The sequence below is a fragment of the Candidatus Kurthia intestinigallinarum genome, assembly GCF_003991225.1.
Lineage (GTDB): Bacteria > Bacillota > Bacilli > Bacillales_A > Planococcaceae > Kurthia > Kurthia populi.
In genome coordinates this window covers 24,758-48,480 of the sequence record NZ_JTFC01000041.1, presented here as the reverse complement: position 1 = coordinate 48,480, position 23,723 = coordinate 24,758, and the positions used below count along the sequence as shown (strand labels likewise).

At 38.4% G+C, this 23,723-nt stretch carries 28 protein-coding genes and 1 pseudogene; 16 read left to right on the top strand and 13 right to left on the bottom strand.

Going from position 1 to position 23,723, the window contains the following annotated elements; all coding sequences use genetic code 11:
- The first annotated feature begins 23 nt into the window (after positions 1–23).
- From QI30_RS15930 to QI30_RS15915, 4 genes are all read left to right on the top strand, one after another.
- Positions 24–1,073: a hypothetical protein gene (locus tag QI30_RS15930; RefSeq protein ID WP_126991572.1), complete on the top strand. Its 1,050-nt coding sequence runs from the start codon at positions 24–26 to the stop codon at positions 1,071–1,073.
- Positions 1,074–1,224: 151 nt separating this feature from the next.
- Positions 1,225–1,590, top strand: coding sequence for a hypothetical protein (locus QI30_RS15925; protein ID WP_126991571.1), 366 nt, complete (start codon positions 1,225–1,227; stop codon positions 1,588–1,590).
- Positions 1,591–1,862: 272 nt separating this feature from the next.
- Entirely contained in the window at positions 1,863–2,447 is a 585-nt protein-coding gene (locus tag QI30_RS15920) for a hypothetical protein (protein ID WP_126991570.1), read from the top strand.
- 36 nt (positions 2,448–2,483) lie between these two features.
- On the top strand, positions 2,484–3,053 hold the full coding sequence (locus QI30_RS15915; protein ID WP_126991569.1) for a hypothetical protein: 570 nt from the start codon (positions 2,484–2,486) through the stop codon (positions 3,051–3,053).
- A 45-nt stretch (positions 3,054–3,098) separates the two neighbouring features.
- On the opposite strand, the gene QI30_RS15910 is transcribed toward QI30_RS15915, so the two are convergent.
- The 6 genes from QI30_RS15910 to QI30_RS15885 form a co-directional block, all read right to left on the bottom strand.
- Positions 3,099–3,911 (bottom strand): undecaprenyl-diphosphate phosphatase, encoded by an 813-nt coding sequence (locus tag QI30_RS15910; protein WP_370323626.1) that lies wholly within the window; start codon positions 3,909–3,911, stop codon positions 3,099–3,101.
- Between the two features lie 67 nt (positions 3,912–3,978).
- Complete coding sequence (locus QI30_RS15905) at positions 3,979–5,949, bottom strand: ABC transporter permease (protein WP_158621049.1); 1,971 nt, start codon at positions 5,947–5,949, stop codon at positions 3,979–3,981.
- On the bottom strand, positions 5,939–6,700 hold the full coding sequence (locus QI30_RS15900; protein WP_126991566.1) for an ABC transporter ATP-binding protein: 762 nt from the start codon (positions 6,698–6,700) through the stop codon (positions 5,939–5,941). Before QI30_RS15900 ends, QI30_RS15905 begins: the two co-directional genes overlap by 11 nt.
- Before the next feature lie 91 nt (positions 6,701–6,791).
- Positions 6,792–7,745 (bottom strand): sensor histidine kinase, encoded by a 954-nt coding sequence (locus tag QI30_RS15895; protein WP_233600618.1) that lies wholly within the window; start codon positions 7,743–7,745, stop codon positions 6,792–6,794.
- A complete protein-coding gene (locus QI30_RS15890) occupies positions 7,738–8,421 on the bottom strand; it encodes a response regulator transcription factor (RefSeq protein WP_126991564.1) in 684 nt (227 codons plus the stop codon). The genes QI30_RS15895 and QI30_RS15890 overlap by 8 nt, the downstream gene beginning before the upstream one ends.
- A 62-nt stretch (positions 8,422–8,483) precedes the next feature.
- Positions 8,484–8,909, bottom strand: a complete 426-nt coding sequence (locus tag QI30_RS15885; RefSeq protein ID WP_126991563.1) for a hypothetical protein — start codon at positions 8,907–8,909, stop codon at positions 8,484–8,486.
- 209 nt (positions 8,910–9,118) lie between these two features.
- On the opposite strand from QI30_RS15885, the gene QI30_RS15880 reads away from it, so the two are divergent.
- Both QI30_RS15880 and QI30_RS15875 read left to right on the top strand, forming a co-directional pair.
- Positions 9,119–9,535, top strand: a complete 417-nt coding sequence (locus QI30_RS15880; protein WP_126991562.1) for a pyridoxamine 5'-phosphate oxidase family protein — start codon at positions 9,119–9,121, stop codon at positions 9,533–9,535.
- A gap of 12 nt (positions 9,536–9,547) precedes the next feature.
- A complete protein-coding gene (locus tag QI30_RS15875; RefSeq protein WP_126991561.1) occupies positions 9,548–9,961 on the top strand; it encodes a pyridoxamine 5'-phosphate oxidase family protein in 414 nt (137 codons plus the stop codon).
- Between the two features lie 152 nt (positions 9,962–10,113).
- On the opposite strand, the pseudogene QI30_RS15870 reads toward QI30_RS15875, so the two are convergent.
- Both QI30_RS15870 and QI30_RS15865 read right to left on the bottom strand, forming a co-directional pair.
- A pseudogene (locus QI30_RS15870) lies at positions 10,114–10,572 on the bottom strand (GGDEF domain-containing protein); the annotation flags it as partial.
- A gap of 12 nt (positions 10,573–10,584) precedes the next feature.
- The gene (locus tag QI30_RS15865; RefSeq protein ID WP_126991559.1) at positions 10,585–11,835 is read right to left on the bottom strand and encodes a 7TM diverse intracellular signaling domain-containing protein; all 1,251 of its coding nucleotides are present in this window, start codon (positions 11,833–11,835) and stop codon (positions 10,585–10,587) included.
- A gap of 162 nt (positions 11,836–11,997) precedes the next feature.
- On the opposite strand from QI30_RS15865, the gene QI30_RS15860 reads away from it, so the two are divergent.
- Positions 11,998–12,615 carry a hypothetical protein gene (locus QI30_RS15860; protein ID WP_126991558.1) on the top strand — a complete coding sequence of 206 codons (618 nt, stop codon included), beginning with the start codon at positions 11,998–12,000 and terminating at the stop codon, positions 12,613–12,615.
- Between the two features lie 66 nt (positions 12,616–12,681).
- Here the strand turns inward: QI30_RS15860 and QI30_RS15855 are convergent, their stop codons facing one another.
- Positions 12,682–13,122 (bottom strand): hypothetical protein, encoded by a 441-nt coding sequence (locus QI30_RS15855; protein WP_126991557.1) that lies wholly within the window; start codon positions 13,120–13,122, stop codon positions 12,682–12,684.
- A gap of 416 nt (positions 13,123–13,538) precedes the next feature.
- On the opposite strand from QI30_RS15855, the gene QI30_RS15850 reads away from it, so the two are divergent.
- Entirely contained in the window at positions 13,539–14,624 is a 1,086-nt protein-coding gene (locus QI30_RS15850; RefSeq protein WP_126991556.1) for a LysM peptidoglycan-binding domain-containing protein, read from the top strand.
- A gap of 106 nt (positions 14,625–14,730) precedes the next feature.
- Here the strand turns inward: QI30_RS15850 and epsC are convergent, their stop codons facing one another.
- Positions 14,731–15,660 carry a serine O-acetyltransferase EpsC gene (gene epsC, locus QI30_RS15845; protein WP_126991555.1) on the bottom strand — a complete coding sequence of 310 codons (930 nt, stop codon included), beginning with the start codon at positions 15,658–15,660 and terminating at the stop codon, positions 14,731–14,733.
- A 237-nt stretch (positions 15,661–15,897) separates the two neighbouring features.
- Here epsC and QI30_RS15840 point away from each other — a divergent pair, with 237 nt between their 5' ends.
- The 4 genes from QI30_RS15840 to QI30_RS15825 are packed head-to-tail and all read left to right on the top strand — an operon-like array spanning position 15,898 to position 18,812.
- Entirely contained in the window at positions 15,898–17,001 is a 1,104-nt protein-coding gene (locus QI30_RS15840) for a helix-turn-helix domain-containing protein (protein WP_158621048.1), read from the top strand.
- A 1-nt stretch (position 17,002) separates the two neighbouring features.
- On the top strand, positions 17,003–17,194 hold the full coding sequence (locus tag QI30_RS15835; RefSeq protein ID WP_126991553.1) for a PLDc N-terminal domain-containing protein: 192 nt from the start codon (positions 17,003–17,005) through the stop codon (positions 17,192–17,194).
- Positions 17,191–18,048: an ABC transporter ATP-binding protein gene (locus QI30_RS15830; protein ID WP_126991552.1), complete on the top strand. Its 858-nt coding sequence runs from the start codon at positions 17,191–17,193 to the stop codon at positions 18,046–18,048. Before QI30_RS15835 ends, QI30_RS15830 begins: the two co-directional genes overlap by 4 nt.
- Positions 18,045–18,812, top strand: coding sequence for an ABC transporter permease (locus QI30_RS15825; RefSeq protein WP_126991551.1), 768 nt, complete (start codon positions 18,045–18,047; stop codon positions 18,810–18,812). Before QI30_RS15830 ends, QI30_RS15825 begins: the two co-directional genes overlap by 4 nt.
- 69 nt (positions 18,813–18,881) lie before the next feature.
- Here the strand turns inward: QI30_RS15825 and QI30_RS15820 are convergent, their stop codons facing one another.
- The 3 genes from QI30_RS15820 to QI30_RS15810 all read right to left on the bottom strand — a co-directional run bounded on the left by QI30_RS15820 (position 18,882) and on the right by QI30_RS15810 (position 21,004).
- Positions 18,882–19,148 (bottom strand): GNAT family N-acetyltransferase, encoded by a 267-nt coding sequence (locus tag QI30_RS15820; RefSeq protein WP_126991550.1) that lies wholly within the window; start codon positions 19,146–19,148, stop codon positions 18,882–18,884.
- 255 nt (positions 19,149–19,403) lie between these two features.
- Positions 19,404–20,399 carry a biotin synthase BioB gene (gene bioB, locus QI30_RS15815; protein ID WP_126991549.1) on the bottom strand — a complete coding sequence of 332 codons (996 nt, stop codon included), beginning with the start codon at positions 20,397–20,399 and terminating at the stop codon, positions 19,404–19,406.
- Positions 20,400–20,416: 17 nt separating this feature from the next.
- Positions 20,417–21,004, bottom strand: coding sequence for a biotin transporter BioY (locus tag QI30_RS15810; RefSeq protein WP_029500246.1), 588 nt, complete (start codon positions 21,002–21,004; stop codon positions 20,417–20,419).
- Between the two features lie 329 nt (positions 21,005–21,333).
- Here QI30_RS15810 and QI30_RS15805 point away from each other — a divergent pair, with 329 nt between their 5' ends.
- From QI30_RS15805 to QI30_RS15790, 4 genes are all read left to right on the top strand, one after another.
- On the top strand, positions 21,334–21,789 hold the full coding sequence (locus tag QI30_RS15805; RefSeq protein ID WP_029500245.1) for a hypothetical protein: 456 nt from the start codon (positions 21,334–21,336) through the stop codon (positions 21,787–21,789).
- Positions 21,790–21,930: 141 nt separating this feature from the next.
- Positions 21,931–22,158, top strand: a complete 228-nt coding sequence (locus QI30_RS15800) for a hypothetical protein (protein WP_029500244.1) — start codon at positions 21,931–21,933, stop codon at positions 22,156–22,158.
- A gap of 230 nt (positions 22,159–22,388) precedes the next feature.
- Positions 22,389–23,000 carry a TerD family protein gene (locus tag QI30_RS15795; RefSeq protein WP_126991548.1) on the top strand — a complete coding sequence of 204 codons (612 nt, stop codon included), beginning with the start codon at positions 22,389–22,391 and terminating at the stop codon, positions 22,998–23,000.
- 16 nt (positions 23,001–23,016) lie between these two features.
- Complete coding sequence (locus QI30_RS15790) at positions 23,017–23,598, top strand: TerD family protein (protein WP_126991547.1); 582 nt, start codon at positions 23,017–23,019, stop codon at positions 23,596–23,598.
- The last annotated feature ends 125 nt before the right edge of the window (positions 23,599–23,723 follow it).

Below are 23,723 nucleotides of genomic sequence, written 5' to 3'. Positions count from 1 at the left end.
AATAAGAAAAGGAGGCTATCTTTATGAAAAAATTAATTGCAGCAACTGCACTCATCACGCTTGCCGCTTCAAGTATCTCAACGCCCGTACAAGCCGCGAGTTACAAGGTCGTTAAGGGCAAGCTCGTCAATGCAAAGACCGGCAAAATTGTCACAAAAACGACGGTATTTAAAAAGCAACTTTATAAAAAAGGGGTGCTTGCAAAAGGGACGGTGCTTTACAAAAATACACTCTATGTTAAAGGCTCGATTCCAAAAAACTACACATTATACAAGGGCATACTTTACGCAAAAGGTAAAAAACATCAGGGCGTGAATACATACAAAAATAAGCTCTATGTCGATGGTATTGTCTTTGAAAGCAACGCGCTATTTGTCCATGATGAAAAATTACATCAGGGCGAGCCACTTTACCCTGGTATGAAGGAATACAAAGGCATTCTTTATTCAGATGGCTACCCGTATACAGGTGTTGATGGCCAGCATTATTATCATAATGGCAGAGACATTTATAATGGTATGCTAAGTGATGCGATGGTGACGGTATCCTATACCGATGAGCAATCGGCCGTTGTGCGCATTTCAGGCATTCCTTCCGCTATTAAATATCCATCTGCTAGCACGATTATTTCTATGCAGGGAAGTCCCGCCACTTGGAAAATAGAGCCGGGCGCTGGTCAACTTGGTGATTTAGTATTTACATTCACCGGCATTCAATCAAATGGTTCATTTAACGTCACGATTTCTTCATTATTTTACGGCGAAGGGCGCGGGGCACTCCATTTCAACAACAAAACGTTCTCGTTCAAATCACTGCTTCAATTAAAATCAAATAGTGATTTCAATCAATTACTACATGATGTCGAAAAACTAAAACAAGTCGAAGCGGATCAAGGAAAATGGTTTACGACAGAAAATGACGCCCTGACGGCACGTGCCATTCGCTATGAAAGCCTCTTTGGAAAGAACGGTACGACTGCGCAAAGTAATCCATCTCTTTACTATGCCGCGCATCAGCTAAACAATGAATTGAAAGTACTCAAGAAAAAATATGATGATAAGTATTTTAAGTAGCTAAATTTATGCTATTGAATAAAAATAAATTATTATCGTTTGAAAAATTTTGATTCAACGCAAGTTACTTTAATGGCCACGGCCTCTTCACCTACTTATTTACACATAGACATGGTATAATTATGTAAATAAATGTAAAGTGGGTGCTATTATGGAGAAATATACAGCGATACTTGCTTATTTGCTATTCATTTTTATTCTGTATTTAGATTTCTTTAAAGAAGGCGTCAGCTTATTTCTACCATTAATAATTTTAGTCGCACTTGTCATCGTGAGCACTGTCCTTGCACGAAATGAGAAATTCGCATGGAAGATTTCAAAATCAAAATTTGCGTTTCTTAGTATTGTTGAAGCAACTATATTGATGCTACTGACAATTGCTTTTTACTGGATGGGTGGCCGTTCACAACATGGCATCAATCCAACAGGCTATGCCGTATGGATAGTCTATGTTATTTCCTTATTCCAAGCATTTAAAGAAATGAAAAAAGCCAAAAAAAGCGCACAAACGACTTAAAGAGGCTGGGACATAAGTGTAAAAACAACCACTCATATGAGCATAAGAAAAACCGGAATCGCGCGGTGGCATGGTTCCGGTTTTTCGTTGCGAACGCTAAAAAATGAAAATAAAGTGTTTTGTCTAGCCTCTTTTATTTACACTTCTTCTGAAAAGACTTTAATGCGAAAGTACTCTTTAAGCGCTTGGCTATTTACTTTTAACAAACATGTCTCATACTATACATGGGTGAAAACACCAATTAATCCTACTATAAAGGAGACTTGATATGTATGAAAAAAATTCTCTTCATGTTAGCCAGCTGTGCTATCATCATTGCCGGGATTATTATTTTCAATATTATGACTGATGCAAAAAAGGAGCAAGCGACTCCTGAAAATACGACGGATTCACTGACCTTAGACGGTGCAAAATACATACTCGCTTTTTCTGAAGCCAATGCCTCGCGAGAAAATAAAGGCGCTTTTTTTACGATCGATCAACAAGGTAATTATTTATCGAGAAGCGCAGAAATGAATATTTCAGACCCTATTGCCTTTAAACAAGCCGATAAGGATGCTTACCTCGTAAATAACAGCTCAAGCGACCGTTATACCGTTGATTTAACGACCGGCAAAATCCAGTCCTTAAAGGCCACTCAGCAAAAAAATGCACAGTCCTTTACATTACATACAAACGGCGAGTATGTCATCTATGACGTTGCAGCTGATTATACGAAACCACAGCAGCTTGTTTACTGGAAACGAGCAAATGCTCATGCTAAAAAAATCGTTACCATTCCAAATGGCTTTGCCCAGTCTATTTATATTCACCACGATATTGCCTATATTTCCACATCAAACCCTGACGCTACATAATATATTCATCAAGTAAATTTAAAAACAGGGAAACTTATGCAGGCAAAAAAATTAACATTAAAAGCGGAGGAATACACACAAAGTGCCTTACCAAGCAATCAATCCATGATAATGTTTCATGGAAAATTATATGTTGCAGTTACAAAAACACATGTGATTCCTGCCACACAAGATTATCAATCAGATGTTTATGAATTTAATGGCAGCCTCTTACAGCTCAATCCTAAGACACTCAAAATAGAGAAAAAAATCGCGATTAAAGATAAAAACTTCAATCCAGATACCCTAGCTGTTGTACAAAATAAGCTCGTCATTTTAGATACCTTTGAAAAGGCCTATATGATGGACAAAACGACGAAAATAACAGCAATGAAATTTAAGATTGATAAACAAATGAAAAATGAATTAGCACAAATGGATACTAATTCTGATCAAATTACCGTTATCAATCAAACAGCCTATATTTTCACGCAATATGTAAAAAATGAAAAAACACGCGGCGAAATCAATGCCTATAATTTAAAAACAGGGCAGCATCTTTCAAGAACCATCATCCCCTACCCAGCAAAAGATTATTATATAATGACGTTCGCCGTTATTGATTAATGCAAAAAAACACGTCCCTGGCTCATCCCAAGAACGTGTTTTCTTTTAGAAAAATATGAGTAATAACACAGCAACTGTAAAGCAATAATAAGTAAAATATTGTAGCTTGCCTTTTTTCATAATGCCCATAAACCACTTCATCGCAAAGTACGTCATCATAAATGTGGCGATAAATGCGGCAATATATGGAATCGCTAAATCTGCTTTATTTGATTCATTTAAGAAATCGGATAAACCAAGCACTACACCACCTAGACTAACAGGGATATAGAGCATAAATGAAAAGCGGAGCGCGGTTTCCTGTTTCATTCCAACCGCAACAGCAGAAATCACCGTTGCACCCGAGCGACTAATCCCCGGTGTTAAGGCAACAGCCTGGCCTAAGCCAACAATCACCGCATCCTTCGCGGTAATATCACGATCTCCTTTGCTCCCTTTCATATTACGAATGAGCCATAGCGCAATCCCTGTCACAAACAGCATCATGGCAATGACTGTCATGCTCACCGAATCGGCAATGACATCACTTAGTAACACGCCAAGGATACCCGCTGGAATCGACCCAATAATAACGAATAGCGCAAAGCGGAAATCCGCCTTATACTGCGTTTGTCGCGTCATTATATAGCGCACAAATCCAACGATTAGACGCTGAATATCACGACGATAAATAATTAGAATGGCTAGTAATGAAGCCGTATTCGTTAAGATGGCGAACGTAAAACCTTGCTCCCCTACACCAAGCAACTGACTCGCTATCATGACATGTCCACTCGATGATACCGGAATCGGTTCTGTAAAGCCTTGTACAAGCCCAATAATAATGAGCTTCAAGGTATATAACACATCAAAATCCACTATTTTTTCTCCTATTCACTTCTTTTCTCTCTATAGTAACACGTATTTTCTTAGAAAAAGTTTCGCCTTATAAACTCTTTGTGATAATTTTATGATAATAACGTAATGTTAAGAGCGCAAATACTAAGTAAAGGACAATATAAACTGCTAATACCGTCATAAATGGTTTTTCAAAGCCAATACCAAACATAACCCAGCCAGCTTTTACAGCGAAATAGCTATGGAAAATCCCAATGAGTAATGGGAATCCAAAGTTGAAAAGTTGTTTATAGCTTACACCTTTCATTAATTCCTGCTCTGTAAAGCCAATTTTACGTAGCATCGTAAATTGCGGTGCTTCATCTTCGGCTTCACTCATTTGTTTGAAGTATAAAATACTCCCTGTTGTTAACAGGAATGCTAGGCCAAGGAATCCTGCTACGAAAATGACGATCCCCATTGTTTCAAGGAATACGCGATAATGTTGCTCCTGTGTTGAGAAGGACATTTTATAACTATCCTTGCCTTCCCCAACTTTCGCCATACCATTCGTCGTGTCCATATAGATTTGTTGTGCCTTTTCTAATTGCTGTTCATCCTCAATATCGAAACCAGTGAATGACTGAATAGAAGACAATTTTATTGTATGCTTTTTGATTTCATTAAACATACTATCCGATACGACCATAATCGGTGAGTTGCTTAGCGTCGATGGTAATACAAAGCGCTCTTCAATCATTGTAATCGTTGCTTTTTGCTTCAAATCAACAAGCTCAATTTTTTTATTTTTTTCTAATGGCATAAAGAACTCTGTCATTTTTGCATAGTTAAAGACAGCGACTTCATCATCGTTCAATATTAAATCCGGCATCATACTTTTTACTTGTCCTTCTTTAACAACAAGCAATGACATCGTATCATCTTGTAAAATGTCCGGTATCTCACGTGAATACGCATTCTTTAAATCAAAGCTCGCTTCAAGAATATCAAATGTATACTTGTCATATTCGATGCTAGCCTTATCAAATTCCTTTTCAAGTTGTACTGCTTGTTCTGTAATAGTACCAATATCAAAAGGCATACCCTCTTTTGCGCGCGTATCTGCTGATGTATACGCGATATACGATAACGTTAATACCGCAAGAGCAAGTGCTGTTAATGTCGTAATTAACGATAAGGACAATGAATTTGTTTTCATACGATGCATAATCGGAGAAATCGCAACAATATCCACAATTTTTACATGACCCTGACGCGCTTTACGTTGTACATTCAAAAGTGCAGAAACACTAAAGCGGAAGAAAATATACGTCCCCATAATAACCGACCCTAAAATCGTCAACATGCCCACATAAAGTGCATTTTCTGTATTAAATTTATCACTCGTCAGCAATTGCGTTGAGAGATAATAGCCTAAAATGATTAAACCAATCCCCATAAAACCAATGATCATGCTAATCCATGAAAAGCGTTTCACGCGTTGCTCTGCTTTTCCAGACGTATGGAATAAATCAATTAACTTGGTACGGCTCATATGAAGAAGTGACTGTAAATACATCACAATAAATAAAATAACAAAAATAAGTGCTGTTTGAACGAGTGCATCTAGTGAAAACTCAACTGTTACGCTACGTTCAACTTCGACAACTTTTAAAAATAGCAGTGCGAAAAAGCGACTAAAAATTGCGCCCATTCCAACACCAACAGCTACGGCGATTAGCCACATTACACTGTTTTCTAATAGAAGCATGCGTGCAATACGACCCTTTGGTAGTCCAATTAACTGATATAGCCCAAACTCCTTACTACGACGCTTCATAAACAATTGATTGGCATAAAGTACGAAGAAGAAAACAATCACAACTAAAATGACCGAACCTGCTTCAAACGCAGCGCCTGCCTTCATACTCGTTGAGTTCATTTCAACAACGCTTGGATTAGCAGCTAAAGTTAAGAATGAAAAATAAAGACCACTACTAAAAATTAATGCGAGAAAATAAAGGCCATATAATCGGCTATTTTTCCACATTGTACGAAAGACAAGTGTGCTAAGCTTCATAGCCATCACCGCCCAAAATCGCCTGCGTATTTAAGATATTTTCAAAGAACTGTTTCCGTGTTTGTTCTCCTTTGTAAAGTTCTGTATAGAGCTTCCCATCTTTTAAAAACAGTACGCGGCTACAATAACTTGCGGCCACCGCATCATGTGTCACCATTAAAATCGTTGTTTTCTGCGCTTCATTTAACTGTGATAACTTTTCAAGTAAAGCGGCAGCTGATTTTGAATCAAGCGCTCCTGTTGGCTCATCACCGAAAACAATCGCTGGCTTCATAATCAAAGCACGTGCCGCTGCAGTACGCTGCTTTTGTCCACCACTAATTTCATTCGGGTATTTATGAGCTAGTTCTTGAATATCTAGCTCATTCATTAATTGCTGAACGCGCATTTCTGCTTCCTGTTTTGAAATATCACTCACTGCTAGTGGCAGTAAAATATTTTCTTTTACCGTTAAGGTATCAAGTAAATTATAATCTTGGAAAATAAAGCCCATTTGGGTACGACGGAAAGAAGCAAGTTTTTTACTCGAAAGGGTTGTTAGACTTTGGCTGTTAATGGCCACATCCCCACTTGTCGGCTGATCAATCGAGCACAGTACATTTAATAATGTAGTTTTTCCCGACCCAGATGGCCCCATGATGCCAACAAATTCGCCTTCCTGTGCTGTAAAGCTAATTCCTTTTAGCACTTCAATTTGATTGCGACGCTTACCATACGTTTTATGAAGCTGCGTTGCTTTTAAAATATCCATAATGATTCCTCCACATTTCTTAATACGTTTAGTTTACGCATTATCGCGAACGAAATCGTTTGATTGACATGACAGGAACATGACATTTTTGTCACTTACGCACTTTCGCATAGGTATTTTCTTCTGGAAAGCGAATAATTAAATCTGTGCCTTTATGAGACGTTGCCTGTAAAGTAAGTCCAAGTTTCTTCGCCGTTTGATTCGCTAAAAATAATCCCATCCCCGTTGAAGCAGATTGCTTACGCCCCGTAGAGCCTGTAAAGCCCTTTTCAAAAATACGTGGCAAGTCCTCCATCCGAATTCCAATGCCCTCGTCATGAATGATTAACTCATTTTTCGTGTAACGAATCGTAATAAGGCCACCTGTATGGCTATACTTCACTGCATTTGATAAAATTTGGCGAACAATAAAGCGTAGCCACTTTTCATCTGTCACTAACACATCATCGCCAACTGCTAAATCAATTTCTAATTCTTTTAAGAAGCACCAGTTTTGAAGCTCCTGTACTTCCTTTATAATCGCCTGGCGAATGGATACTTTTTCAAATAGCAAATCATGCTCCGCTGCAGATAAGCGTAGTGTATGAAGGGATTGATCTACTAATAAGTGAATACGAAGCCACTCTACTTCTAGTTGTTGCTTCGTCTCACTAGATGGCAATTCATCTAATAATAAGCGCATCGCAGTCAACGGTGTCTTCACCTCATGCACCCATGCCACCTGAAAATCATTCGTTTCTCGTATTTCCGCCTGCGTCTTATGTAGTAAACGAATCGCATCAAGCTCTGCCTGTTCCGTTTGAAGTTTAAAGGCATCCATATAATCTTCCGCATTGTGAAAATTCAACGCATACAATCGTCGATAGTCTCGTAAAAAGCGATAGCCTATAAATAAGGCGAAGAAAAACAACAGTGTCGAATTTAAATAAATCGTCGCGACACTTTTAAAATCCACCTCCAGCAATAGCAAGCCATTCATCCAGATTAAGCAAAAGAAGAAAAACAAGCCCGTTGCACGATGCTCTCGCCAAAATAATTTAATCATGATGTGTCACAGCCATATAGCCAAGGCCCTTTTTCGTCACAATAACATCAACCAATCCGAGCTCCTCTAATTTGCCGCGCAGTCGATTGACATTCACCGTCAGTGTATTGTCATTTACAAAGCGTGCATCATCCCATAGACGCTTCATCAAGTCATCACGCGACACAATTTCATCTGGGGATTCTAGCAAAACTTTCAAAATAAACTGCTCATTTTTTGTTAGCTCAATCACTTGCTCTCCCTTTGAAATGGTACTTGCCGCATAATCGACCTGTGCATCATGAAATTGATTATTCGCTTCCTTCACTTCCTGGTAATCATAGGTGCGACGTAACAAGGCCTGTACTTTTGAACGCAGTACATCCATATGGAAGGGCTTTTGCACATAATCATCTGCGCCCATTTGCATCGCCATCACCATATCTAGTGGCTGGTCACGCGAGGATAAGAATAAAATCGGCACTGTTGAAATCGCTCGAATTTGACGACACCAATGAAAGCCATCAAACGCAGGTAACTGAATGTCAATCATGACAAGCTGTGGCTCAATTGCTTCAAAATCCTTTAGTACTTCATGAAAATCCGTTGGTGTTTCTACTGTATAGTTCCACGATGCAAAATCCTTTTTTATTTGTGATGCAATAACCACATCATCTTCTATTAATAATATATTCATTTTCCCACCTCATTCCTTTCAAGCATAAAAAAACAGCCTGCATTACGCAAGCTGTTTCTATGCTAATCAAATTTCTGCTGATATAAAATCGATGTGTTAAAACGGAATTTTTTTAATAATGACGGATCTACTTCCACATAAACATTCGATGAGTCAAACATCCATTCACCTTCTTGGCAAACCATATTATTTACCCATAAATGTTGTTTTTGTTGTCCTTTTTCTGTATAGCGAACTGTTGTCACATAAATTTTACGCTCTTCATTAATTGAAAAATGTGCTACATCCATCAATTCAGGGTCTTCATTTGAATGATAATGTTTAAATAAATTTCCAAGCTCACTAATTGCTTGCTGCCCTTCATAGCGTTCCTCTTTTGAGCAAATTATCGTTAAACTGAAATGCTCCGTACACTGTGCAACCCACGCCTTAAAATCCTCGCTAGAAAATGTTTTCTGCACTTCATTACCAATCGAATGGAAACTCATTCAAAACCCTCCTCATATTCTATCTCAAAAAATTATTATTTATAGGATGTTACTTGCTTTCATTTTAATAAAAAATACCAGTTTGAGATAGCTTTTTTATTAAATATATGAAAAAAATCCATAATTACATTAAATTTATGAATACTTTTCAGTGATTTTTATTATTTTTTGTAAATTAAGGGAATACTTTAAGAAAGGAGTGAGGAGAAATGGACTCAAAACTGCAAGCACTAGAAATTTTAAAAAAGCAACCCTATGGCGTCATGGGCACCGTAGACGGCGATAAACCTTATGCACGCATTATGACATTTATTCACGATGAGGATTTAACGCTGTATACTATTGCCCCAGTCCATTCAAACATTTTAAAGCATGTTAAACACAATCCATTCACCCATATTTTATATGGCTATGAGGATCATGAAGATGATGTTTTTTTAGAAATTGAAGGTCAAGTTGAGCAGGCTGAAGATACTGAAAAAGCTATGGCGGTTTTACAAAATTATGACCGCATTCATCGTAATTCATTTAATGAACAGCATCACGTTCTACTAAAAATCAAACCGATTCGCATGCGCATTATGCATACAACGCGTAATGAGCCACTAGAAGTTATTATCCATTAAGGAGGGAATTTTATGACTGTAGAAGAACATATTCGCCTTGTTTTAGACCGCGCTTCTATTGGTACACTTTACATCGTCCAAGATGACAAACCAACAGGACGGTATATGACATTTAAAAGTGACGGCGCCACTCTTTATACGGTAACCGATAAAGATTCCGCTAAATTAATGGCCATTGAAAAAAATCCCAATGTACACATTATTTTAGGCTATCAACCTGGCACTGAATACAATTACTTAGAATTTGAAGGAAAGGTCACCGATGTAATGGACGACCAGTTACGTATTAAAATGCGTAATTTCTTTCGGTCCGTATTTCAAAAAGAAGCGGCAGAGGTTACACTACTTAAAATTGAACCATCTGTTATTTATTTGCATACACAAGATGGTTCACCAGCCCAAAAATTTGTTTTACCTATACAATAATAAAAAAAGAGGCTGGGACAAAACACGTCATTTTCTTTTTTTAGCGTTCGCAACGAAAAACCGGAACCGCGCCACCGCGCGATTCCGGTTTTTCTTATGCTCCTATAAGAGGTGATTTCTACACGTATGTCAAAGCCTCTTTTTTTGTACAATTATGATGCATACACACGATTTCTTCCAGACCGTTTCGCCATATACAGATTTTCATCTGCTTTATGCAGTAATTCTTCTACCGTTTCCTCATTCGTATATGTCACAACCCCAAAACTTGCAGTTACGCGCTTTAAATCGCGACCTAGATGCTCCAAATTGGCATGCTCAATTCGTTGACGGAGCTCCTCAGCTAAAGACATCGCTTGATCATCCTGCGTAATCAACACAAACTCTTCGCCACCATACCGTGCAAATAATACATTTGGAGGCAAGATTTTATTAATTATATCAACAAAAACCTTTAATAATTGATCCCCTGCGACATGACCGTAATAGTCATTGTATTGTTTGAATTCATCGATATCTATCATAATGAGTGACCATTTTTGCTGTTGCTGCTTTGCATGGTCAAATTGATTGGCAACCATTTCATTAAAGTATCGACGATTCGCAATACCTGTAAGCCCATCCTACCAAACAAGCGCCTCTAGCTGTTCATTTTTCTCTTTCAACTGTTTTGTTTGTAACGCTACTTCTTCATCTAATGATTGATTAAGGCGAATTAATTCCATGCGCCCTTCGGCAAAATCCTTTGCGATAGCAATTAATTGTAGTAATAAATAAAGCGCTACAGCAGGCATTGTCATTTCATAACGAATCGTGGTAACGCCACTACCTTTTAAATAATCTAAAATAACACCACTAAATACGATAATCGCCCCTATCATATTGAGACGAGACACCCATTTATTTAATCGGGCCGAATGAATCATGACATATAATAGATAGAAAAATACGGGTAGCATCACCCACGAAACACTAAAGAAGAGGGTTTGGAAAACAAGTGGTGGGGTCAATGCTGTAATAACGATTAACAAACCACAAATTACCCAAACACTATATACAACCCACTTAGCAAAAAACCCTTCATAATACAATTTCATTAAATAAATAAAAATAGCAAAGCATAAAAGTGTCCAAATATACTCCATCTTTGTCGCACCCACGTATGAAATGCTTGTCACCTTTTCATATAAAAATGGCACCGCAAAAAACGAACGGATTGCAAAGCTCACACAAAATAAACCGAATACAAAAAATTCACGTAAATCTTTTAAAAACCATGCAAAAATTAACATCAATAAACCCATCATAAACATTAGCCCCGACACAACAGTATTCCGATAAAATTGCAAATTACTTTGTCGATCAACTGCTGCCTGATTTCCAATGTAAATCGAATTTTCAAAACCCCCACGCATCTGCTGGAAACTCGACATTTCCATTTGAAATGTCACCGTATCTTTTGATGGTGTGAAATAAGCTGTTCGAGAAGCTAACAATGTTTCATGTAGGTTTTCAGGACCAACTTCCCCTACAGAAACCAGTTTTTTCCCATCCACATAGAAAGCATATGCGCTATATTCAAAAGGAATATGTACAGCTAGACGATGATTACGCCATTCCTTCGGTACGGACCACTTCCGAATATACGTGCCATATGTATTCCTTACACCAACTGATTTTTGAAAAGAGCTCGGTATGTGTACAACCTTACCTTGTTCAAATGTACCTTTAGTCATCATTTCTTTGTAATAAAATACCCATTCACCATCAAGTGTATGCAAGCGATTTTCAGCTGATAATGTATGCGCTGAAACTGTGAAATTACTGCTAATGAGCGTGAATACAACTATAAATAATACAACGAACTGTTTCATGACATCTATACCTCAAACCAATTTCTTATTTTATTCCTATTTAACTACTATTTTAGCACCAAAATAGGTATTCGTTAATTTTAATTATAAACCCATACTGATTTTGTTATTTTTTTGCTTTAACGGGTACCTGAAAGATAACAAAAAAACAGGAGGATGCTTATGCCAAAGGCAATGATTTATCAACTTCCACCAATTCATCGTCTCTTAACGATAGTAGCCAGTGTTTTGTTCACGGTTGAAATCGCGATTTTATTATCTGCGCCACTTTCATGGATAATCCAGCTATTAATTGCTGTTGAAGTCTTTCCCTTTGTCGTAACAGCTTTCCTTTATGCAACAAAAGGTTCTATTACAGCGATTCCATCAACGGCTATCACAAGTATTCTTTATATGGCGTTAGATAGCTATCATCAGCGATTCCAAACGGAACGAACACTCTTACGCCTTCTTGTCGTGCAACAAGAGGCACCTAAAACAAATGAGAAAATTGCACCGCTTTTACGTCGCTACCCCGAAATCATTTATACGTACCGACTCATGCAGCTGCTTGGCAAAGATTCACTTGCAAAAAACAAACGAGTGAAAACCTTTTATCAAGATGCCTTTCAATCATGTGATGCGCGTGATTTAAAGGTATTAAATGACTTTGGTCTATCCGCAAAAATGATTATCAATTTATTAACAAATGGACGTACAAGTGTCGTCGTTTATCGAACACTTTACAAAAAAGAAATTTCACATTGGTATACTGCGCTAGAGGAAACGTTAGCGCGCTAAAAACTGCAACTAGCGGTTCTCAACAAAAAGAGGGAATCACGCCAACGCGCGATTCCCTCTTTTTAGTTAGACATTTTCCATAATGACATAAATCCATTGATCTTCGTCACGATAGCATCGTAAAAATTGTCCTTCTGAAAGCGCGATTTTTTGCGCTGTATGTTCAAATAAAATAGCTCGTATTGTTACGTAATATACTTTTTTCAGTACAGTTTCCTCAGTTACTTGTTCGTATTGTGTTAGATTCCCACAGAATGACTGCGCCATCAAACCATCAAATGCTCGGTAATGCTGAAAGTAAACGAAAGCTGCTTTGAGGTGCAGTAATAGATCTCGCTCATACGCTGTCACGATATGCACTTCCTTCGCATTCATATGTCTTTTCTCTTGCGCTAGTAGTTGCTCATTATACATTGCGAATGGCGCCTTTTCAATGCGCTCAATTGTTTTATTATCCAATGTCTTCACTGGTACATCAATCGTAGCATAGCGAACGTTTACTTTCATATTCCTCCACTCCTTAATTTAAAAAGGAATTTCTTTCTCCCTATTTTCTATTTATAGAAGATGTTTTCATTATAAGCCATCAAGTGATTATTTAACATAAAAAATTAAAAAATTCTGAAAATAAATTTTCAGAGGATTAACTTTAGACCTATACTCGTTTTTAAAATTGCGTTTTTTTATCTTTAGGTTCATTTAAAAAAACAAGGTTTCAAGGGGTTTTATAACGGCTAAAGATTTTAGCCATCGTGATTTTTTTAAATTTGGCGTTGTTTACAAGCTTTTTATTAAAAATTAATAAAAATATATAAAAAAAAGAGGATAACATTATGAAAGTAGGGTATATAAAAACCATACCAAATCCGAATACATTTAACTAGATATTTAAAACTACTTATTATCCAGGAGGAAAGCTATTCATGAGAAAAGAACTAATTACGACATTTATGGCAACGGGAGCCGTAACAGCTTTCTTTGCTGCAACAGATACTGCAAGTGCAACATCAACGTATACGGTAAAGGCTGGCGATAGCCTTTCAAAAATTGCTGTTATGTACAACACATCCGTTGATAAGCTTAAAAAAATCAATAAACTAAAAGGTCCTTATATTTATATAGGACAAAAAATTAATATAAAAAGTTCCAAAAACACACTGAAAACAACGAAAAAATCGACAACAACATCACCTTCACATAAAACATCAAGCGCTTCAGCTACATATACAGTCAAACCTGGTGATTCTTTAAGTCTTATTGCTTCAAAGCACGGTATGTCATTACAGACATTAAAATCAATCAATGGTTTATCATCTGATCGAATCTTTGTCGGTCAATCGTTAAAAACGACTGGAAAAACAACAAAGAAAATTGTTGTTGCCTCACCAGCGACAAAAACCGTGAAAAAGCAAAAAGTTTCTACTTCGACATACACAGTTAAAGCTGGCGATTCACTTGGCCTTATTGCTAGTAGAACCGGCATTAGCATGTCTGAATTAAAACGTATTAATGGTCTTACTTCTAACCTAATTCACCCAAATCAAACATTAAAATTAAAGGGCAAGGCACAACCAGTTTACGCAAGTAAAACAACGACCGTATCTAATAAAGTCTCATCTACAAAAACGACTACAGCGACATCAAATGCTGGTGGCGGTATTTTAAATCTTGCGATGAAACAGCAAGGCGTGCCTTATGTTTGGGCAGGGTCAACACCAAATGGCTTTGACTGTTCTGGCTTTATCTATTATGTATTTAAAAATAACGGCTACAATATTGGACGAACTTCTGTAGCTGCTTACCGCGCACAGGCACAATCTGTATCTGCTAGTTCTTTACGTGCTGGCGATATCGTATTCTTCCAAAACACTTATAAACAAGGCGTCTCTCATGCAGGGATTTATATTGGCGGTGGTCAATTTATCCACGCTGGCTCAAGTGGTGTGCAAATTACGAACGTGCAAGACAGCTATTGGTCGAAACATTTTCATAGCTACGGAAGACTTTAAAATTAAAAAGACATCGATAGTCGAAAAAAAGGAATTGCGCAATCAAAGCGCAATTCCTTTTTTATGAACCAATGAATGAAACTAAAATTCCTAGCTTCTTTTTTGATTAAATTTCGTATTCAATTGCCACAGCTTTACTACTACTAATATTAGGTGATGGTTGTGAATTGTACACACGAGAATAGGGCACAATCGAATGTGTTAACCAAATATTTGACCCTAAAATCGAGTCATGGCCAATCTTCGTTTTCCCACCTAAAATCGTTGCCCCTGCATAAATGACAACATTATCCTCAATATCAGGGTGACGTTTAATGCCTTTAATCGGATTTCCTTGCTCATCTAATGGGAAACTAAGTGCTCCTAATGTAACACCTTGATACACTTTGACATGATTCCCAATTGTACATGTTTCACCAATAACAACACCTGTACCATGGTCAATAAAGAATGAGTGGCCAATTGTCGCACCTGGATGAATATCGATTCCTGTTAAATCATGTGCATGCTCTGACATGATACGTGGAATGATTTTAACGTCCATTTTATATAATTCATGCGCAATACGATGTGTGCATACTGCTTGGATAGATGGATAGCTCAGTAGAATTTCTTCTAATGATACGGCCGCTGGGTCGCCATTATAGGCTGCTTGAATATCTGATTGAATCATTTTACGAATTGCCGGGAATTTATTTAATAAATCCATGACAATCTGATCGGCACACTCACGCGCATCTGTTGGACAATCTTTTTCGTTGCTATAGACTAGTACTTTTTCAACCATGTCACGTAAATCAACAGCCGCTTTACGCAAGTTGTTGCTAACAGCCATGTTCAGGCGTACTTCATCCATTTTCTTTTGGTCATAGATTCCTGGGAACAGTGCCATACGGAAGCTTTCTAACACTTTCACGATGCGGTCGCGTCCTTTAAATCCAATCGAATTTTCTGTATCGAAATGCTCGCGGTTAATTTCTGTTAATTCACGCGCGATCGACGGTACTTTATTATCTAGCCATTCATGTAATTCCATAATTCTTGGTGGCCTCCCTTAGCTATGTTACTTTTCCTATCAGAATTCTTAATCACTCTATTTTAGCGTATTTTGCGTGGACTTCCAACTAAGAAAACTTAAAAAGGGATATTTTAACTGAACATTCGGTATGTACTTAAAAAATCAACCTACAGTTGCATTTATCTACAAAATGCTACAATTACTCGCTAGTAAATTTCACGTTGAAACTATATGCTATTTGTAGGAGGTGGTGTTATGAATCTACAATTTTCAACGATTTTTACGACTCGCCGAAAAGAGCTTAACGTGACACAAGAACAAGTGGCACAGTACATCGGTGTGTCGCGGGCAGCCGTTTCAAAATGGGAGAAAGGCCAAAGTTACCCTGATATTACAATACTGCCAAAGCTTGCGACCTATTTCAATTTATCAATTGATACATTACTTGGTTATGAGCCGCAGTTGACGACCGAACACATCATTGCGCTCTATAAAGAACTGTCAACAGCGTTTCACGAGCAGCCATTTCATGAAGCCGAAGTAGCAGTAGAAGCACTTATTCATGATTATTATTCTTGCTTTCCATTTTTATTGAAGATGGCGCAGCTCTATTTAAATTATGCGGCGCTCGCTGATAATCCCGTGACGATAGCGGTACGCATTGAGCAACTCTGTTTACGTGTCGAGCAATATAGCGATGATTTTGATTCCTTAAATGAAGCGCGCATGATTGGCAGTCTAGCGCTCCTCATGCAGCAACGCGCTAGTGACGTCCTCGAAAAAATCGGCAACCGCGTGCAAATCCAATTTAATGAAGACCAAGTAATTTCACGGGCACATCAATTACTCGGCAATATCGAGCAAGCAACAGAAATTTTGCAAGCGAGCACATATCAGCATCTCTTTCTCGTCATTTCTACATGTACCGACAGCTTATTATTAGAAGAAGCCACTCATTTTGATGAAACTATTAAACGCGTCACACAGCTCATTGACACGTGGAATATCCAAGCGTTAAATCCAAATACGAGTCTTGTGTTTTATTTAACGGCAGCAACGGGCTATATGCAGCAACAGAAGCACGATGAGGCGATTGTGATGCTAAAAGAATATGCGAAGGCATGTACTAAGTTATCATTTCCGCTTCAGCTATGTGGTGATACCTATTTTAACTTAATCAATCACTGGCTTCATTCAACGATGCAACTGGCGACTGTCACACCACGCGATGAAGCTTCTGTACGCCGCGATATTGTGTCATCCATTACACAGCACCCTGCATTTGCACCACTACATGAACGCGATGATTACAAGCTACTTGTCCAAACAATTCACCATATGTTAGAGAGGAAGTCATGACATGGATACTCTAAACTGGGCACTTATCGCCCCACTGATTGTTATTCAATTTGTACTTATGATTATGGCATTAATTGATATTAAACGCATCCACGCCACAAATGGACCAAAATGGGTATGGATTCTCGTCGTTATCGTCGTCAATACAATTGGGCCGATTGTGTACTTCATTTTCGGACGTAAAAACGTATGATTGCAGCTCATTTAACGAAGCAATTTGGCGCACATATCGTCGTCAATGATGTTAGTTTTACATTAGAACCACATACAGCAACTGCGCTCATTGGTCCAAATGGCGCAGGTAAGACGACGATTTTATCGATGCTCACAGGTTTATTGAAACCAACAGCGGGCACAATCACAAATAATGATGTTCAAATCGGTTTCCTTCCGCAATATCCGCAATTTTATCCGTGGATGACAGTACTAGAGTTTACAGAAATGGCCGCGCGTCTAAGTGGTTTATCAACAAAAGAAGCGCGCAGCCGAGCACATGAAGCGCTATCATTTGTTGGACTAGAGGAAGTGCTAACGAAAAAAACAGCCGCATTATCAGGTGGTATGAAGCAACGCCTCGGCATTGCACAAGCTATTGTTCATCGCCCAGCCATTTTATTATTAGATGAACCAGTCTCGGCACTCGACCCATTCGGGCGTCGCGATATGATGAGTTTATTAAAAAAATTGCAACAGACGACAACCATTTTATATTCAACACATATTTTAAATGATGCAGAAGAAATGACTGACCAAATCCTCTTTTTAAAAGATGGTGCGCTCATTGAACAAGGGACTTTACCATCGATTCGCGCGCGTTACATGGACCCTCGTTTTGCGGTGACATTTTGCGAGCAAGCAGATGCCCAAGCATTTAGTACACAACATCAAGTTGAGCTAATTGAAAAAACAGTGTTCGTGCCAATGACAAGTTATCCAACGATGCAACACTTACTCTCTTTTTTAAGTACAACATATGCACCAATTGTTAAAATTGAACAGCATACGTCCTCTCTTGAAGAGATTTTTATGAAGGTGATGAGCCTATGATAATTTTATTGAAAAAAGAATGGCTTGAAATGCTGCGCAGTTATCGTATTGTATGGCTACCACTATTGTTTATTTTGCTCGGTATTAGCGATCCGCTCACGAACTATTATATGGAAGATATTTTAGCGACTGTTGGCAATATGCCAGACGGTTTTTCTATGACGATGCCAGAACTTGCGCCAAGTGATTTACTAATCGCCTCACTCGGTCAATTTCAAATGATTGGCCTCCTCGTTATCGTCGCAATCACAGCTTCGATGATTAGTCGCGAACGCCAAAATGGCACCGCAACACTCATTTATGTACGCCCTGTCTCTAATTTCTCGATTTATATGAGTAAATTAATCGCGATGGCACTGCTAACACTTGTGTGCACAATTGCCGGTTTTGGTGCATCGATGTATTACACGTATCTATTATATGGTGGCGTCTCAACGACTGCTTTTTTATTGTTGATGCTCTTTTATTGGCTATGGTTACTCATGGTAATCGCCACGACCATAACATTTAGCGCATTGTGGACAACGTCGATTGCAATGACTGTTGCAATCGTGCTGTTTCCACTTGGCATATTACTCGATTCTGTCATTGGTGCTTATTGGCATTATAGTCCATACAAATTGGCTCTATATGGCGCCTCTTGGCTAACGACACAGAGCGATTACTTATGGGGCACCTGTAGCATTGTTGTTGCATGGACGATTTTTGTTAGTCTACTTGGTATATGGGCTACTGGTTGGAAACGTAGCACAACGAAAATTTAACCGATTAAAAAATAGGAATGACGGGGTTGTGTCATTCCTATTTTCATGTCCTCATTATTCTTTTTACGATTAAATTTTCACATCATTATAAAATGCGCTATCCTCAAATTTCTTCACAACATATGGACAAATCGCCTTCATCTTGTAATCGTGGGCGCGCGCATACTCTACCGCCTCATTCAATAATTTTCCAGCGATACCTTGCCCACGCAACACTTCATCTGTATACGTTCCAGTCATTTGCATCACGTTATCCTCAACATACCATTCAATACGCGCAACACTTTTCCCTTGCTGGAATAATTCATAACCTTTTTCTGTCAATTCAAATTCCATAGTAATCACCTCATAATTACTATACCCACTTTTCGTCTAATGAAAAAAGAGGCCGGGACAAAACAGTTCATGTTCCTTTTTTAGCGTTCGCCACAAAAAACCAGAACCGCGCCACAGCACGATTCCGGTTTTTCTTATGCTCATCTGAGATAGTATTTTTACACTTATGTCCCAGCCTCTTTCTACCTTTTCACTAAACGGGGAGTTTTGTGTTAACTATATTATAAAAAAGGTTTACCATAAGTGCAAATTTTTTTAACAGCTTGCTTGCTGTAATGGCGTTAAATCAATTTCAAACCCTAATTGCTCTAACATTTTTTTATCATCATCGCCAGGTTGGCCATCTGTCGTTAAATAATCACCAAGGAAAATTGAATTAGCCGGGTATAAACCGAGTGGTTGCATATGCCCTAAATTAACTTCTCGACCACCCGAAACGCGAATCTCTTTCGTCGGATTAATGAAGCGGAATAATGCTAATACTTTTAAACAGTAACGTGGGTTCAGTTCGTTTATGCCTTCTAGTGGCGTACCGTCAATGGCATTTAAAAAGTTAACTGGAATCGAGTCTGCATCTAATGCATGCAAACTACGTGCCATATCCACCACATCTTGCTTTGTTTCCTTCATTCCAACAATGACACCTGAACATGGCGAAATTCCGGCTTCTTTTGCACGTTCAACCGTTTGTACACGATCGTCGTATGTATGTGATGTTGTAATATTCGTATGATTACGAGCAGACGTATTAATATTATGATTATAGCGATCTACTCCAGCCTCTTTTAACCGTTGTGCTTGTTCAGGCTTTAAAATTCCTAAACACGCGCAGACTGTCATTTCAGGATGGTGCTCCTTAATTTCCTTCACTGAATCTACTACAATATCAATTTCTTGATTACGCGGACCACGGCCACTTGCCACAATACAATAGGTCCCAACTTGTAGTGATGCCGCGCGATTCGCCCCATCAATAATTTCTTGTTGTTTCATCATTGGGTATTTTTCAATCGGTGCTGTTGATACAATCGATTGCGAACAGTACCCACAATTTTCTGGACATAAGCCCGATTTCGTATTAATAATCATATTCAGCTTTACTTTATTCCCATAATAATGGTAGCGGATACGATAGGCAGCATCTAATACAGCTAATAGCTCGGTATCTGGACTTTCTAAAATAGCCAATGCTTCTTCATCTGTTATCACATAACCATCGATAACTCGTTGTGCTAATTGTTGATAATTCATGTTAGTTTCCCACCTTTTTAGTTTCCCACCTTTATAACGTGTCGTAATCGAAATGCAAATAAACCAGCTAGTATAGCCAACACAATATCTTTCGGTAGCGGCGGCAACATCCACGCCCACGCCATCCAATAACTAAAACCTTCCGGTGCAGCAGCCCATAATTTATAGGCGGCATACAACCAATTTGTACCAAGTAAATAACTAATCATCATGGCGACAAGTCCTGCTGCAACATACATTGCTTTTGTTGAACGTACTTCAATCATTTTTCCAGCGATGTAGGCCGACAAAATAAAAACAATAATAAAGCCAAACGTAGGACTCAATAATTGACTAATGCCGCCGCTAAAACGTGCAAAAACAGGTGCCCCTGCTAAGCCGACACACGCATAAACAGCTACCGCAATCGCCCCGCGTTTACTACCGAGCACAAGTCCTGCTAATATTGCAAAAAATGCTTGCAATGTAATGGGCACCCCTCCGACTACCATAAATGGCATAAATGATGTAATGTTTGCCCCTATCATCATCAATGCCGCAAACATGCCACAATACACAACATCATACGCAGTAAATCGTGCACGTACCCTTGTGTATGTCGTCATCTCTTTCCCCCCTCTCAACTATGAACGTTTTTTACTATAATCCATCCATTTATTTTAGTCAACAATTTTTACTTTTAAGTTAACTCTTATGTAGCATCATTCATAAACGCTCGAACAACGCAGGCGCTATCGTGCGGCCCAGCACAATTTTTTTAAATTGGAAACAGCCAAGAAACTTTATCAACAAATATTGTCATTGTAATCACTTGCGATTCTTATCAAAAATCGTTAGAATTAAATAATTGTTAACGCATTTGTCAATGTATAGTCAGTTGGATTCCAGCTGACTTTTTCTATGAATAAAAAATGACTAATGAAGGAGGGTTTGGATGGGTTCTTTAGATTTAGAAATGTACTTTGAACACCTTGTTTTAGCGAATGAGCTGAATGCTTGGCGTTTGCATGATTTAGAAGAGTTTAAGCTTTATACATGCGCAGATGATCTAGCGATTCAACGCGACCTCGCACACAATGCGGTGTTATACATGGATGAACGATTACTCATGCCCGAACAGGAAGATCTCACGCTTCTTCCTCTTTACGAGCAAGCTTACTTAGAAACACTTGAAAAGCATTGCCAAGTTTTAGCACATTATAAAACGACAGCTGACGATGGCACACCACTTTATCAAGTATCAATCGCTCTAGCGGTATCAGAAACAGAATCAATTGCAAATATTGTGAATGAAGCGACTACACTGCGTCACTTTATCCGCAACGAGATGATGTACGCATTCCGCCGCGAGCAAATTCGTCTACAAAATAGCACCAAAAAATCATGCTGAACAACACAATTCTTGGCGAATAAATACAGCAGGAATGGCGTCATTACGCGATTCCTGTTTTCATTTTCTTATGCAATAGCGTTTTAGCTATCGCATCTACATATAAACTTGTTTACATTTTTACAGAAAGAAGGGAGTTCAATGCCTTATGATGGATTTGTACTTGATTTTAGTGAAACCATTCATGTGCTAAGCGCATTTCATCGCGATTTAGACGATCTACCAATTTCACCTGAGGAAAAATTTCGACTATTAAAAGAGCTTGACCGTAACCCGTATGAGCCAAATGGGGCACTCTTACAAACTACTGCACAATATGATTTTTTAGAACAAGCATTACGCGCTGCACAACATAAAAATAATCGCTAGTCTGGACTAACCTAAAAACAGTGACAATATAACAAAAGAAAGACACTTCTAAGGTATTAAAACTTTGGAAGTGTTTTTTGATGGACAAAACAACGGTATTCGATTGAATGTTCTTCATTTCTTTAACTATTTTTTAAAAAATGAAACTTTCTTGAAGCTAAGTCGTATAAGTAAGAGACTAGTATTTAGGCTAGCACATTTCCATTTCATTAAGGACGGTGAAGTTTTTTATGGGTATCAATCTTCAAAAAGGCCAACGTGTTGACTTAACAAAAGGCAATGCAGGTCTTAGCAAAGTACAAGTAGGCCTAGGTTGGGACCCTGCTGAAAATAAAAGCAGCGGTGGTTTTCTAGGTGGTTTATTTGGCGGCGGTAATAAGGGAAGCAATGTCGACTGTGACGCTTCTGTTATTATGTTAAAAGACGATCATGTTAAATCTAAAGAGGATGTTGTCTTTTTCGGAAACTTACGTAGTAAAGATGGTTCCGTTCAACATTCAGGTGACAACTTAACAGGTGCTGGTGACGGCGACGATGAAGTAATTTCAATCAATTTACAAGCGATCCCTGCAGAATTCAATCGCCTTGTATTCGTTGTAAACATCTATGATGCTGTCAATCGAAAACAACATTTCGGCATGATTCAAAACGCATATATCCGCGTATTTAATGCAAACAACCATGAAGAATTAATTCGTTACAACCTATCAGATGATTATTCTGGTAAAACGACTCTAGTGACAGGTGAAATTTATCGTCATGGCACAGAGTGGAAATTTGCTGCACTTGGCAATGGCACAACAGATGCTAACTTAAGCGCTGTTGTAGCAAGTTATCAATAAGGAGGAAACAAATATTATGGGTATTTCATTACAAAAAGGTCAAAAAGTAGATTTAACAAAAGGTAATCCTGGGTTATCAAACATCGTAGTAGGTTTAGGCTGGGATACAAATAAATATGATGGCGGACAAGATTTTGATTTAGATTCTTCTGTCTTCTTACTTAACGATGCAAGCAAAGTAGACGATCCTGCTAACTTTATCTTCTATAACAATACAGTTGGTGGTAATGGTTCAGTAGAACACTCTGGCGATAACTTAACTGGTGACGGCGATGGCGACGATGAAACAGTAAAAGTGGCACTTAGCAATGTCCCACAAAATATTAGCCGCATCGCATTCACTGTAACAATTCACGATGCAGAATCTCGTGGTCAAAACTTCGGTATGGTTTCAAACTCATTTATCCGTATCGTAGACGCTGCTTCAAACGAAGAATTAATTCGCTATGACTTAGGTGAAGATTTCTCAATCGAAACAGCAATCGTTGTAGGTGAACTTTACCGCCACGGTAGCGAATGGAAATTCAATGCTGTAGGCGCTGGCTACCAAGGTGGATTAGCTGCACTAGCAACTGATTACGGTCTAGATGTAAACTAATTAACCAAACGCATAGGACATATTGTCTGCGCATAACACACTGAGAAACCGCGCAACCGCGCGGTTTCTTTGTCTTTACATAGGTAGAATCTCAAAATCTCATTTTTATGCGCGATGTGCACACT